The 13,834-nt window shown below is 55.8% G+C and carries 11 protein-coding genes; 9 read left to right on the forward strand and 2 right to left on the reverse strand.

All coding sequences use genetic code 11. The annotated features are described in order from the left end of the window. The first annotated feature begins 25 nt into the window (after positions 1 to 25). The 9 genes from Q1A74_RS08070 to tssH all read left to right on the forward strand — a co-directional run bounded on the left by Q1A74_RS08070 (position 26) and on the right by tssH (position 12,075). Positions 26 to 817 (forward strand): hypothetical protein, encoded by a 792-nt coding sequence (locus tag Q1A74_RS08070; RefSeq protein ID WP_299594481.1) that lies wholly within the window; start codon positions 26 to 28, stop codon positions 815 to 817. Between the two features lie 82 nt (positions 818 to 899). Then, the gene (gene tssA, locus Q1A74_RS08075; RefSeq protein WP_299594483.1) at positions 900 to 2,180 is read left to right on the forward strand and encodes a type VI secretion system protein TssA; all 1,281 of its coding nucleotides are present in this window, start codon (positions 900 to 902) and stop codon (positions 2,178 to 2,180) included. A 134-nt stretch (positions 2,181 to 2,314) separates the two neighbouring features. Then, entirely contained in the window at positions 2,315 to 2,833 is a 519-nt protein-coding gene (gene tssB, locus Q1A74_RS08080; protein WP_299594485.1) for a type VI secretion system contractile sheath small subunit, read from the forward strand. Next, positions 2,833 to 4,320 (forward strand): type VI secretion system contractile sheath large subunit, encoded by a 1,488-nt coding sequence (tssC, locus tag Q1A74_RS08085; protein WP_299594487.1) that lies wholly within the window; start codon positions 2,833 to 2,835, stop codon positions 4,318 to 4,320. The genes tssB and tssC (Q1A74_RS08085) overlap by 1 nt, the downstream gene beginning before the upstream one ends. Before the next feature lie 84 nt (positions 4,321 to 4,404). Then, positions 4,405 to 5,946, forward strand: coding sequence for a type VI secretion system contractile sheath large subunit (gene tssC, locus Q1A74_RS08090; RefSeq protein ID WP_299594489.1), 1,542 nt, complete (start codon positions 4,405 to 4,407; stop codon positions 5,944 to 5,946). Further along, entirely contained in the window at positions 5,946 to 6,419 is a 474-nt protein-coding gene (gene tssE, locus Q1A74_RS08095; RefSeq protein WP_299594491.1) for a type VI secretion system baseplate subunit TssE, read from the forward strand. Before tssC (Q1A74_RS08090) ends, tssE begins: the two co-directional genes overlap by 1 nt. Beyond that, positions 6,419 to 8,248 (forward strand): type VI secretion system baseplate subunit TssF, encoded by a 1,830-nt coding sequence (tssF, locus tag Q1A74_RS08100; protein WP_299594493.1) that lies wholly within the window; start codon positions 6,419 to 6,421, stop codon positions 8,246 to 8,248. Before tssE ends, tssF begins: the two co-directional genes overlap by 1 nt. After that, positions 8,212 to 9,351, forward strand: coding sequence for a type VI secretion system baseplate subunit TssG (gene tssG / locus Q1A74_RS08105; RefSeq protein WP_299594495.1), 1,140 nt, complete (start codon positions 8,212 to 8,214; stop codon positions 9,349 to 9,351). The genes tssF and tssG overlap by 37 nt, the downstream gene beginning before the upstream one ends. 66 nt (positions 9,352 to 9,417) lie before the next feature. After that, complete coding sequence (tssH, locus tag Q1A74_RS08110) at positions 9,418 to 12,075, forward strand: type VI secretion system ATPase TssH (RefSeq protein ID WP_299594497.1); 2,658 nt, start codon at positions 9,418 to 9,420, stop codon at positions 12,073 to 12,075. Between the two features lie 84 nt (positions 12,076 to 12,159). Here tssH and Q1A74_RS08115 read toward each other — a convergent pair whose 3' ends face one another. Together Q1A74_RS08115 and Q1A74_RS08120 are read right to left on the reverse strand one after the other, a co-directional pair. Further along, positions 12,160 to 13,347 carry a lipase family protein gene (locus tag Q1A74_RS08115; RefSeq protein WP_299594499.1) on the reverse strand — a complete coding sequence of 396 codons (1,188 nt, stop codon included), beginning with the start codon at positions 13,345 to 13,347 and terminating at the stop codon, positions 12,160 to 12,162. A 10-nt stretch (positions 13,348 to 13,357) separates the two neighbouring features. Further along, a complete protein-coding gene (locus Q1A74_RS08120; protein WP_299594501.1) occupies positions 13,358 to 13,834 on the reverse strand; it encodes a DUF6795 domain-containing protein in 477 nt (158 codons plus the stop codon).

Raw genomic sequence — 13,834 nt, forward strand, 5'->3', positions numbered from 1 at the left:
GGGCAGCCGGATTCAGGGACAGGGAATGTCGACGAACTCCTATCAGGTGTTATTTACCGGTAATGTGGCCGAGGGCAGGGAACGCCGCGAATGCATCTCTCTTTTGGGGGAGCGTTTTGGTCTGGACTTCAAGCAGATCAAGCACCTGCTTTCCAGTGACAAGACTGTGGTGAAGCGCTGTTCGCGCCGGGAAGATGCCGACAAACTGGTGCGGGCATTTGCGCTGGCCGGTTGGGTGGCAAAAGTCCAGGAGTCCGCGGTTGATGCCGGTAAGAAAAAATCGGTAGAAAGTAACCGCGATACCAGTACGCCACTGCGCTCCCTGGTCGCCGAGGATGGCAGCTGCACATTGGGCGTGCCTGTGCACTGGCAGGCGATGAGCGGACTGAATCGAAACGCGATACTGCAGGCTGGCAGTCTCTCGAAAAATGAATTCTGTGTAGTGCTTTTCCAGCAGGTCGGTGTTCCGGAAACGGCTTCCGCTATTGAAGATTACTGCAGTGCGCAGCTACAGCAGTGCGTGCAACAGGTGAACAGCGGTGTGCTGGTTCGCCCCGCAACAGAATTATCTGGTGGTATGGTCGCCGGATACTACGGTGAAATCACCGCTGAAATTGACGGGATACCGGTGGGTTATCTGGTGGCATGTGTGAGGCAGGAAGATCGTGTATACACGCAATTTCTGTGGTGCGAGAGCCGCGAGTACACACGTAAAAAAGATCTGCTGATAAAGGTGGTGGAGAGCTTCACCGTCAATGGTCAGCCGGGTGAAGGCAATCGCACACAGGTCGCCACGAATGTGGTTTCTCTGTACTGAGCGCCCGGCAAACCGAAATTGCTCAATGTGAATAAATATTCACGAACAACATTCGCAGAAAATCGCGAGAGAAGGAATTCAGATGGCATTTGCCAACGTAATTGATGTTGATGCGCTATTGGCGGAAATCGATGCTGATAGCCCGCAGGGGGCAGATATCCGCGAGGACCGATCGCCCACGTCCGACTACTACACCATCAAGGATGCGCGTAACAGCGCCAGAGCTGCCGAGCGCTCGGCGATGTTTGATGACAGCGATAGTGACCTGCTCGCTCCCTGGCGCGATGTGGCCAGTACGGCGGAGAAAATCCTGCGCAATACCAGCAAGGACCTCGAAGTGGCCAGCTGGTATACCGAAGCGTTGATCCGCCTGCACGGTTTCCCTGGCCTGCGCGATGGGATGTTGCTGATGCAGGGATTGGTCGAGCGATATTGGGATGGTCTTTATCCGGAACCGGACGAAGATGGCCTGGAAACAAAAGTTGCTCCCCTGACCGGACTCAATGGCGATGGTGCCGATGGCACCCTGCTGATGCCCATCCGCAGCGCAGATATTACCCCCGAGGGAGACTTCGGGGGCTTTTCATTTTTTCAGTACCAGCAGGCGCGCGATGCGGACAAGATCGCCGACGACGACGCGAAACTGGCACGGCTGGAAACCCTTGGCTACAACATCGGCGAGTTTGATCAGTGCGCCAGAAGTGCAGCCCCTCAATGGGCTCAGGACCTGGTGAATACGCTGGACGACACACTGGCCAGCTTCAAGGCAATTACAGAGAGCCTGCGTACACAGTGCGGCCAGGATGCGCCTCCCAGTACCAATATCAGCAGCCTTCTCGACGAGGTGCTGCGCACCGTCCGATTTATCTATAAAGAGCCTCTCGAATCCCTGAGCGCAGTTGAAGAGACGCCGGTGTCTTCCGGGGAACCGGAGTCTTCCGTGTCGGCAGCGGATCTGGCTGGTGCTGTGATCCAGCCGTCCATCGCTGTTCCTACCGGTGCAATCACCTCCCGCGAAGATGCGTTGCAATTACTGGAAAAAGCCGCCCGCTATTTCCGTACCTACGAGCCGCACACCCCTCTGGCGCCGGGCCTGGAGCGCTTGCTGAGCTGGGGCCGGATGACGGTGGCGGAGCTGATGTCGGAACTGTTGCCCGATGACCAGTCTCGCGCGATGTACTCGCAGCTTACCGGCGTGAAGCTGGATGGCAGCGACAGTCAGCGCTATGTCGCCCCGCCAAAAACAGCTGCCGCCAGCCCGGTGTCCGAAACTTCCGGCGAGCCTGCAGCCGCGCAAGGTGCGCAAAGCGAGAGTGGTTGGGGCGCAGAACAGAAAGAGCCTGCGGAGGCCACCGGCTGGTAGAAAACTCTCATACAAATTATTTAGAGCCCGTTTAAGTAAATCTTTCAAGCAAGCCAGACAATCCATCGCCTGAATAGACCGGCGAATAAATGCAGTACTCACCGAGATTCCAGATTAGAGGAAAGGAGACCCCGATGTCCGAGAGCATTCACAATAAACTGAAGCGTGTACGTAAGCCCCGCGTACATATCACTTACGATGTTGAGACCAATGGTGCAGAAGCCAAAAAGGAACTGCCTTTCGTCACTGGTGTGATGGGGGATTATTCCGGGGACAACACCGAGAACCGCAAGCCGCTTAAAGAGCGCAAGTTTGTCCAGATTGATCGCGACAACTTCAACGATGTAATGGCGAAGGTGAATCCAAAGCTGAATCTGCAGGTAGAAAATACCCTGGCCGGCGACGGCAGCAAAATGGCAGTGGATCTCGATTTCAACCACATGGACGATTTCTCGCCGGAACAGATTGTCGAGCAGATCGAGCCGCTGAAGCAGCTTCTGGAAGCACGCAGCAAACTGCGTGACCTGCTGAGCAAGGCGGACCGCTCTGAAGACCTCGAGAAGGTGCTGGAAGATATCCTGCAGAGTACCGATAACGTCAGCGCCATTTCAGAACAGCTGGGTCTCGGCGAAGAGAAGGGAGAGGATGCGTAATGAGTACTGAAGTTGAAAATGTAGCAGAACAGGAAGTCGAAGAGCAGTCGGTCAGTCTGCTTGAACAGGCGATCTCTGCCACCAAACAGACCCAGCCGGATGAAGCCCAGGACCTGATTGCCAACCTGACCCAGCAAGTACTGCAGGGCACCGTCACCTGGGACCGCAACCTCACCCAGACCATCAATAAAGCAGTGAATGCCATCGATCAGGCCATGTCCCGCCAGCTGTCGGCGATCCTGCACGATGAGAAATTCCAGAAGCTTGAGGGTTCCTGGCGTGGCCTGAACCACCTGGTGATGAACAGCGAGACCGGGGCCACGCTCAAGATCCGCATGATGAACCTGTCCAAGCGCGAGCTGTTCCGGGATCTGGACAAGGCTGTTGAGTTCGATCAGAGCCAGACCTTCAAAAAAATCTACGAAGAAGAATTTGGTACAGCCGGTGGTGAGCCGTTTGGCTGCATGATCGGTGATTTCGAGTTCACCAGTCACCCGGAAGATGTTGAGCTGCTGAGCAAAATGTCCAACGTCGCGGCTGCGGGCTTCTGTCCGTTTATCTCCGCGGCTGGGGCTGGCATGTTTGGCTTCAACGATTTCACCGAGCTGTCAAAGCCACGGGATCTCGGTGGTATTTTTGAGTCTGGCGAGTACATCAAGTGGCGCAGCTTCCGCGAGAGTGATGACTCCCGCTTCGTTACTCTGGTTATGCCGCGCACTCTGGCGCGCACGCCCTACGGCGCCAATACCAAGCCGGTGGAGTCGTTCAACTTTGAAGAGTTCGATGTAGATGAGTCTGGTGTGTCCAAGCCGGCCGATCACGAAGATTACTGCTGGATGAATGCATCCTATGTGATGGGCACCACCATGGCACAGGCATTCGCAGAAAACTCCTGGTGCACGGCGATTCGCGGTGCGGAAGGGGGCGGTAAGGTGCAGGGCCTGCCCACCCACGTATTCAAGAGCGACGATGGCGACCTCGATCAGAAGTGCCCCACCGAAATCGGTATTACCGACCGCCGTGAAGCGGAACTTAGCGCGCAGGGATTCCTGCCGTTGTGTCACTACAAAAACACCGATTACTCCGTATTTTTCGGCTCCCAGAGTGCGCAAAAGCCAAAAGTATTTGACGACCCGGACGCGACCGCCAATGCGTCGATTTCCGCGCGTCTTCCCTACCTGATGGCAACATCGCGTATCGCGCATTACCTCAAGGTGATGGCTCGGGACAAAGTCGGCTCGTTTATGGAAGCGGGCGACTGTGAGCGCTGGCTGAACAAGTGGATTTCCCAGTACACCAACTCCAACCCGGATGCGAGCGCTGAAATGAAAGCGAAGTATCCGCTGGCGGAAGCGCGGGTTGAAGTGAAGGAAATTCCTGGCCAGCCCGGTTGCTACAGTGCAGTGGCTTACCTGAAGCCCTGGCTGCAAATGGAGGAGCTCACCACCTCCATGCGTATGGTCGCCAATATCCCCTCCGCGGGTTGATGAAGTGGGCCGGTAACCCTGCCGGCCCTCTCTTTTCCACTACGGTATTTCTGGCCGAAGTCGCTAATACTCCGGGAGTTACTCTTGCCTGCTGCTTCCCCTCGAACCACTGCTGGTGCGGTAGATCGCTCTTGTGAATCCGCAGGCTTTTCCGGAGGCTCATTTACGCGTTTTTCTGGAGAGGGAGACTGGCTGCGCGGGTTTCTCGATGAGCCGGACGATCTGTTTGCTTTTGAATACCTGGTCGCGGCATCGGGTCCGGCGGATGAACGCCAGCAATGCAGTGTGCGGCAGTGGATCAGCGGCATTATTGCCGAGCTTGATGCGCTGATATCCCTGCAGATCAATCGCATCATTCATCATCGGAAATTCCAGCAGTTAGAGGCTAGCTGGCGAGGTATCTCGCTTCTGGTTCACCAGGCCCCCAGTGCGGAAAATATCAAGATCCGCTTGCTCGATTTGAGTTGGAAAGACCTGAGCCGGGATATAGAGCGCGCCCCGGATTTCGACCAGTCCGGGTTTTTCCATCTGATTTACAACGAAGAATTCGGCACACCCGGTGGGCAGCCATACGGGCTGTTGATCGGTGACTACTACATCGCGCACCGCCCCTTCGACGGTCACCCATACGACGATGTGTTTACCCTGCAGGGGATCGCACATACGGCCGCCGCCGCGTTTGCGCCCTTCATTTGCAGCGCAGCACCACAGCTGTTCGGAGTGGATCGCTACGATGATCTGGCCAAGCCGATGAACTTCGCAGAGATTTTCCGGCAGAAACAATACATTCGCTGGAACAGTCTGCGGGACCTGGAAGACAGCCGGTTTATCGGCATCACTTTGCCCCAGGTGCTACTGCGCAATCCCTACAGTGGCAACTTTGGTACCCATGGCGGTCTGCGGTTTCGCGAGGAAGTGGCGGGCCCGGATAGTCGCAATTACCTGTGGGGCAACAGCGTGTTTGCCATGGCGGCGGTATTGATTCGGGAATTTGATGAGGTGGGCTGGTTCTCCCATATCCGCGGTGTGGCGCGAGACCACCTGGGCGGTGGCCTTGTAACCCAGCTTCCTTCCGTTGGCTACGGCGTGGATAGCAGTACCCAGGTGGTAAAAATGGCCACGTCCATCCTGGTGACAGATTTTGCCGAGCGGGAACTGAGTGATCTGGGCTTTGTGTGCCTGTGTCACTGCTACGATACCCCCTACAGTGCTTTTAATAGCGTGCCTTCACTGCAGCGTCCGAAACAGTACAGCGCAAAATCGGCGACCGCCAATGCCCGTATCAGCAGCATGTTGCAACAGATCCTTTGCGCCTCGCGCTTTGCGCACTATATCAAGGTCATGATTCGCGACAAAGTCGGTGCCTATATGAATGCGGCGGATTGCGAGCGTCAACTACAGCAGTGGATGGATCGCTATACCACTGGACGGGACGATCTATCGTGGGAAATGCTTGCCCGCTACCCTCTGCGGGAGGCGCGCGTGCGGGTGATGGATGAGCCGGGGAAAATTGGCAGCTATCAGAGCGTGATTCACCTGAAGAGCCACTACACCGTGGATCACTTGGTGTCTGAGCTGAAGTTGACCACCGCTCTGTCGCAGATTGGTGTGGGAGCGGTCAGCTGATGGCGCGCGAGAAACGCTTGTTGGCCCCGCTGCTTGATCGTCTACTGGTCTCATCGGGTCAGGTGGATATGCATCGCCCTCACCAGGTGCTGAGACAATTGCGCGAAGCGGTGCGCCGGGACCTGGAGCACCTGTTCAATACCCGCTTCCGCTGCCTGTCGCACCCACCGGAGCACGAGCACCTGGAAACCTCCAACATCAATTTTGGCCTGCCGGACCTGTCCACCATCAACCTGACTTCCGCGGAAAGCCGCAAGCGTTTCTGTCGCGACATTGAGCGCACAGTTCTGGATTTCGAGCCAAGGATTCGCTCAGTCAAAGTGTCCACTCAGGACAGGGTAGATATCGAAGACCCCAGTATCCGCTTCCGTGTGGAAGCGGTTTTGCACGTGAACCCCGCTTCCGAGGTCATCGTGTTCGACTCAACGCTGAACCCGGTTACGCAGCTGGTGGATGTATCGGAGATTATGTGATGAGTGACAAACTGATCGACCTCTACGAGCGAGAACTCGCGTTTGTGCAGCAGACCGCGGGCGAGTTCGCCCGTCTGCACCCAGCCGCCGCATCCCGGTTACAGCTTGATACCGAAGCCGTGGACGATCCTCTGGTAGGGCGCTTGCTCTCCGGCTTCGCCTATATGAATGCGCGAGTGCAACAGAAACTGAACGACGACTTTCCGGAACTGACCGATGCGGTTCTGGAAACACTGTACCCGCACTACCTGCGTCCCATCCCGTCCTGTGCCATCGTCCAGTTTGAGCCGGAGGTGGATCTCGACAGCATTGTGCGTATCGAGCGGGATTTACTATTGGAGTCAGAGAGCTTTCAGGGACAGACCTGCCGCTTTACCAGCTGTTATCCGGTAGATGTCAGCCCTGTTCGGGTCGATTCTGCGAGCCTGATGGCACGCCCGTTTATTGCCCCTGGCTGCAATGATGTCCCGGGTGCGAACGCGGTACTCAAGCTCTCATTGAAAACCCTTTCGGAAGAAATCTGCTTTTCCGAACTCAAGCCTGATTCCCTGCGCTTCTTCCTGCGCGGTCTTCCCAGCCATATCTGCGAGCTGTACGACCTGCTTCTGACCCGTTGCGTAAAGGTGGTTGTGGCCAATGGCGAGGGCGACTCGTCCCCTGTCATTCTCGAGCCGGATGCGTTGAAGCAGGTGGGCCTGGACCCGGACGACGCACTGCTGCCCTATCCCGATTCATCATTTATGGGGTATCGGCTGCTGACCGAGTACTTTTCTTTTCCGGAAAAATTCCAGTTCATTGACGTAACACGCCTGGATGAAGCGGTCGACAGCCGCTATGGCGACACACTCAATTTGTATTTCTACCTGTCAGAAACCCACGGTGAGTTGGAAAAGCAGCTTGCGCCGGAAATGTTTGCCCTCGGTTGCACGCCGGTGGTCAATCTGTTCAGCCAGAGTGCAGATCCGATACCAGTCGACCACCGCCAGTATCAATATCCGGTCGTGCCGGATGTGCGTCGCAGTACGGGCCTTGAGGTCTACTCCATCGATCAGGTGAACGGTACCGACAGCACAGGTAACACCACACCCTATCGTCGTTTCTACGGACTGCAACACAGCCAGGTGCCGGGCTCCCAGGGCGCCTTCTGGTATTCCCGTCGGCGGGACGTGATCGAGGGAGAGCACGGCAATGAACAGGCGTCAGAAGTGGATATCACGCTGGTCGATCTGGATTTCAATCCCTATCAAGCCGATGGCCAGACCCTAGACCTGCGCCTGACCTGCAGCAACCGGAACCTGCCCAAGAAACTACCCACTGGCAACGCCCAGCCGCATCTTTCCATCGTGGATGGCGATGCGCCCACCCGGCGCATCAGTAGTGTGGTTGCGCCGACCGACACTCTGCGCCCACCGCACCGCGAGCGGGGCTACTGGCGACTTATTTCGCACCTGAACCTGAATCACCTTTCCCTCAGCGGCGAGGGCGGTTGCGAAGCGTTCAAGGAAATTCTTCGGTTGTACGATTTCCGCAATTCCGGCAGTACCCGGAATATGATCGAGGCGTTACTGAAAATGGATACCCGACAGATTACCGCGCCGATTCAGATTGACGGGAGTGTCGTGCTCTGTCGCGGTACCGAAGTGACGATTGAGCTGGATTCCATGATGCTCAAGGGCACCAGCCCGTTTTTGTTTGCCAGCGTCATTGAGCGCTTCCTTGGGCTTTACTGCTCAATCAATTCATTTACCAGGTTGATCGCGAAACAGAGCGGTCGGGACGGAGAGCTGAAGCGATGGCCACCTCGCGCGGGCGACAAAGCACTGGTGTAATCGACCGGCTCGAAGGTTCTCCCTACGAGTACGAATTCTTTCAGGCCGTGCGCCTTTTGGAAACGGCCGCGCTGCGGGACGAACACGGCGCAAACAACGAAGCAGTTGGCGGAGCCACACCGCCATCGCGGGAGTTTCTGCGCTTCAGGGCGCAGACTTCCATGTCTTTTGTCAGCGCCGATGTTCTGCGTCTGACTCGTCCGCAAGAGCGACGTGATGGCGATGAAGAACCTGCTGATGGCGGCAGCCGGCAGTGGGAAATGGAGATCGGTTTTACCGGCCTTGTGGGTAGTCAGGGTGTGGTGCCCTATTACCTGACGGAAACCCTGCAGCGGGAACTCAAGGAAAAAAATCCTGCGCTAAAGGATTTTCTCGACATATTCCATCACCGCACAATTTCGCTTCTTTACCGAGCCTGGCAGAAATACCAGATGCCGGTGAACTACGAACTGGCGCGGCTGCGCAGGGACAAGGAGCCAGACCTGTTCAGCCAGGTCATTGCCTCGGTGGCAGGCATGGGCACCAGCGAGATGCGCTACCGTCTGCCCATGCCCGACGATGCCATGCTGGGCATGGCCGGTCACCTGGGCCGGCAGCAATGCTCAGCGGCGGCCCTCACCCATATGATTCGCCGCTATTTCGGACTCGAAGTGTCAATCGACCAGTTTCAGGGGCAGTGGGACACGTTGCCGGAGGATGTGCTCACACGCCTGCCCTGCGAAGAGCAGCCGCTGGGCGTGAACAATCGGCTGGGTGTGGATTCCATTGTGGGTACCCACTGTTTCCAGGCCCAGAATAAATTCCGTGTGGTGATCGAGCCGATGAGCTACGAGGATCATATGGACATGGCGCCGGGAGGCCGCAAACTGGAAGCGCTGAAATCGTTTATCCAATTGAGTGCCGGGGTGGAAATGGATTTCGAAATTTCCGCCACTTTGTATACCGAACAGGTCGCGCCGGTACAGCTTTCCAGCCAGGCCGTGACTCAGCCTTTGTTGGGCTGGAATTCCCATATGGCGGCAGAGCAGGGCGAGGGCGCTCCAGTAGTGATCAGTCTGAGCGCGGACCAGGTTTCGCCGGAAGAAGCGCTGCCGATGGCCTGAGCAGGGCGAAGATGTTCTGCGATTTAACACACTTATAACAGGGATTTACTCAAGGGAATCGTTACGATGATTAATCTGGACCTGAAGCGACTCATCGACACCATGACGCCGCCAATGCGGGATTCATTGGAAGGCGCCGCCGGGCTCTGTCTTGCGCAGAACCAGTACAACGTCGAGCTTGAACACTGGCTGTTGAAACTGCTGGACCAATCGGACACCGACCTTTTCCATTTGCTGGAAAAACACGAGGTAAATCCTTCCAATTTTGCCAAGCAACTGGCCACTGCGATTGCCGGTTTCAAGTCCGGTAGCAGCCGCCCGGCGGCGTTATCTCCTACTATTGTCGAGGCCGCAAAAAACGGCTGGATGCTGGCCTCCATCGACTATGGGCACCCGGTGATCACCTCCGGTCACTTGCTGGCGGCACTGCTTCTCGACGAGTCATCGCGCCGCCAACTGCTGGATTCGTGCCCGGAACTGAAAAACATCGCGCCGGAATCCATTCGTGAAACCGCCCGCGCGATGTTTACCCGCACCGGTGAGTCCAGCCATCTGAATGGCGGAACGGAAGCTGGGAATGGTGCTACGGCACCAGTGGTTGCCAGCAAGGCGCCTGCGCTGGACAAGTACACAGTGAACCTGACGGAGCGCGCGCGTAACGGAGAGATTGATCCGGTATTGGGGCGCGATGAAGAAATCCGGCAGTGTATCGATATCCTGACCCGCCGCCGCCAGAACAATCCGATCCTTACCGGAGAGGCCGGCGTGGGCAAAACCGCTGTGGTGGAAGGGTTGGCCCTGAAAATTACCACCGGAAATGTACCCGAGCCCCTGCGTGATGTTGCTGTTCGCACGCTGGATTTGGGGCTGTTGCAGGCGGGCGCGAGCGTCAAAGGCGAGTTCGAAAATCGCTTAAAATCGGTGATCGAGGAGGTGCGCGCGTCCGCGACGCCAATCATCCTGTTTATCGACGAGGCGCACACCATGATTGGTGCCGGTGGCAAAGAGGGGCAGGGTGACGCCGCCAACCTGCTGAAGCCTGCGCTGGCACGGGGTGAACTGCGTACCCTAGCCGCAACCACCTGGGCCGAGTACAAAAAATATTTCGAGCGGGATCCGGCACTTACCCGCCGGTTCCAGGTGGTGAAAGTCGAGGAGCCGGATGAGGCCAAAGCGGTGGATATGATGCGCGGCATCGCCACCAGCCTGGAAGAGCATCACAAGGTGCGCATCCTGGATGAGGCCATTGTCGCTTCGGTAAAACTGTCCCACCGCTATATTCCCGGTCGCCAGCTGCCGGACAAATCCGTGAGCCTGCTGGACACTGCATGTGCACGGGTTGCCCTGGGGCAGTCCTCCACGCCTGCTGCTATCGACGACGCCCAGCGTATTATCGATAGCGCAGACCGCACAATCGCCAAGCTGCGCCGGGAAAACGCCGCCACCGGAGCCCATGAGGACACACTGGAATCCCTGATTGCCGAGAAAGCAGCGGCGGAGCAGCGCCTCGTTACCCTGGGCAACCAGCACCAGCAGGAACTTGAGCTGACGGCACAGATCCGGGAGCTGCGAGATCAGATTGATGAAGTGTTCAATAGCAGTACCGACGGAGAAGGCGCCGATCAATCGGTCATGGGTGATTTCAAGCAACAGCTGACTGAGCTGACTGCGCAACTGAAAGAAATTCAAGGCGAATCCCCGCTGATGCAGCCGGATGTCGATGAGCAGGCAATTGCTGAAGTGATTGCCAACTGGACCGGGATTCCGGTGGGCAAAATGGTCTCGGACGAAATTCACGCGGTACAGACGCTGGCAGAGCGGCTAAACCAGCGAGTGATCGGTCAACCTCACGCCCTCGAAGCTGTGGCCCAGGCTATCCGTACCTCCCGCGCAGGGTTGACGGATTCCCGCAAGCCCGTAGGCGTATTCCTGTTTTGCGGCACCAGTGGTGTGGGCAAGACCGAAACTGCACTGGCGCTTGCTGACACCCTGTTTGGTGGCGAGCAGAATATCACCACCATCAACATGTCTGAGTTCAAGGAGGAGCACAAGGTTTCCATGCTGCTCGGCTCACCCCCCGGATATGTCGGCTACGGCGAGGGTGGTGTACTGACGGAGGCGGCGCGGAGAAAACCCTATTCGGTCATCCTGCTGGATGAAATGGAAAAGGCGCACCCGGGTGTGCAGGATATTTTCTATAGCCTGTTTGACAAGGGCACCATCAAGGACGGTGAAGGTCGCGATATCGACTTCAAAAACACCGTCATCATCATGACTTCCAACGCCGGTGAAGATGCCATCCGTGCGATCTTCGATCAGGTGGAAGAGAAGCCGGAGCCGGATGTGCTGATGGATAATATCCGTCCCCAGCTATTGCAGAAGTTCAAGCCCGCCTTCCTTGGTCGTGCCAATGTGATCGCCTACTATCCGCTGGATGACGAAAATCTGGTGGAAATCTGCAAGATTAATATGTCTCGCATCGAAAAGCGTGTGCGTGAGCATTATGGAGCAGACTTCAGCTACGACGAAGATGTACTCATCAATATCGTTGCCCGCTGCCAGGAGGCCGATACGGGTGCGCGTAATATTGAGGTGATTCTGAATCGCACCCTGTTGCCGTCACTGGCTAGCGAATGCCTGGACAGGATGGCTAAAGGCGAAGACGTTACCAGTATTCACGTCGGTGCCAGTGAGGATGGAGGCTTCATTTATCAGGTAGGCTGATACGGAGACGGCTGGCCTGGCAAATTATTTGCCAGGCCAGTGGCGCAGACAGAGGTTACGTTGATGGCGTTATCTCTGGCTGATTTAGTGGTCGAAAATTGAATGGACGGCAACCTGTACAAGCCGGTCCACCTTGTCTTTCAGCTGCTTGAAGATATGGCGAATAAAGCTCATAGTGAGATCGATATCCTTTTTAATCTTCATGCCAAGAGCGACCATAATCCGCTTAACGAGCCGGTATACCCACGAAGACAGGGTTTTTGAAAAATCGATACCCCTCATCAAAATGTAGGCGAGCATGTCGAGCAGTGTTACGCCAGAGGCGATGCCGAGTTGAAGGCTTATTCCCGCAACTTTCAGCACCTTCTGTAGAACATACGCGATCGCTTTGTTGATCATGTTCATGGTATTCATGGTCAGGCTAAGAGGGCCATCTGAAGAGAGCCACTGCTCGATCGCGCCTTGGGTTACATCGGGCTCCAGTTCATACATTGTTTCCCAGGACGCTGTCTTACTGACGCTGGCAATGTAGTTTTTCATCTTGTGGAATTCACCCGAGGGCATACTTCCTGGACTTTTCAGGCAGTAGCCCTGACGTTTTTCCGGAAGGTGGTAAAAGGGCCACAATGGTACCATCGGTACAACATCGGTCTTGTGGTATACCCGGTAGATATCTTTTCCTTCGTCCATCTCGTCGGTAACGAGTTTGACGAAACTGTGACCGCCCACTCGCGGGCTACCAAATGTATAGAGCTTTACGTTGGTATGGTGAACATGCTGTGACTTGTTTAGCCATTCGGCCGTCAGTGTTGCCAGGGCTCCACCCAGGCTATGGCCAACACAGTGTACGGTGCCGATGGTTTTGCCCTGTCCGCTAAAGCGCTGTTTAATACCTGTGAGCTGTTGTGCCAGCTCCGGGAGAACGCTATGAAAGCACGCATTGAACCCCGTGTGTACAAATCTCCCCGTAGCTGAGGGCGAGAATCCAACGGTGGCATCGGTAGCCCAGTCAAAATTGTTGTCGGTGCCGCGGAGAAGAATCAATATATCGCCTTCAAAATCACCTCGTCCTTCAGCGACTACACCAAATCCGGTTTGCTTCTTGATAACCCAGAGGGTTCCAGATTTTCCATTCACGACACTGCTTTCGCTGGATAGATCCCATTGGCTTTTGAATCTGTCTATGGTTGCGGGAGTGAAGGTATCACTCTGGATCTCGTAAACAGCGCTGGCGAGGCTCGCCGCATCCCGATGAGAAATTAACGCGTTCATACTATTTTCCTCAGCTATCCCAAGTGCAGTTTGTGCCAATGGAGTGCAGCATCAGGTGGACAAACTTTGTTTCGTCGGTCAGTTCACATTTAAAGTTCAGCGGCTTTCCTTCAAGCTCCGCGTTCTCTTCTTCGCTGCGCTTGACGGTTTCCCAGATAAGAATGTCTTTGGAGTCGTATTCAGCAATCAGCTTCTGATGGGAAACAAATTCTTTTGGTAGTAGCGCTCGATCTTTTTTGGTCAGTGCATCGAACGAGAAGAACCCCTCACTATTCGCTTCGGTAGTATCTTCGTAGCTGTCGCCGTCAATTTCCACAACGCGACGAATGGTGGCGTGGGCCGCAGGCTTTTCTTTATACGTCAGATATCCGGAAACGTCTGAAAACAGAAAAACCTCTTTTCCTCCAAAAAGTGACATGGCAAATCCTGCATTTGAGATTGATAGAAGAATTAGTAGTGCTATAGATAATTGCCCGATGCGGCGCAT

The organism is uncultured Microbulbifer sp., from assembly GCF_947504145.1.
Taxonomy (GTDB): domain Bacteria; phylum Pseudomonadota; class Gammaproteobacteria; order Pseudomonadales; family Cellvibrionaceae; genus Microbulbifer.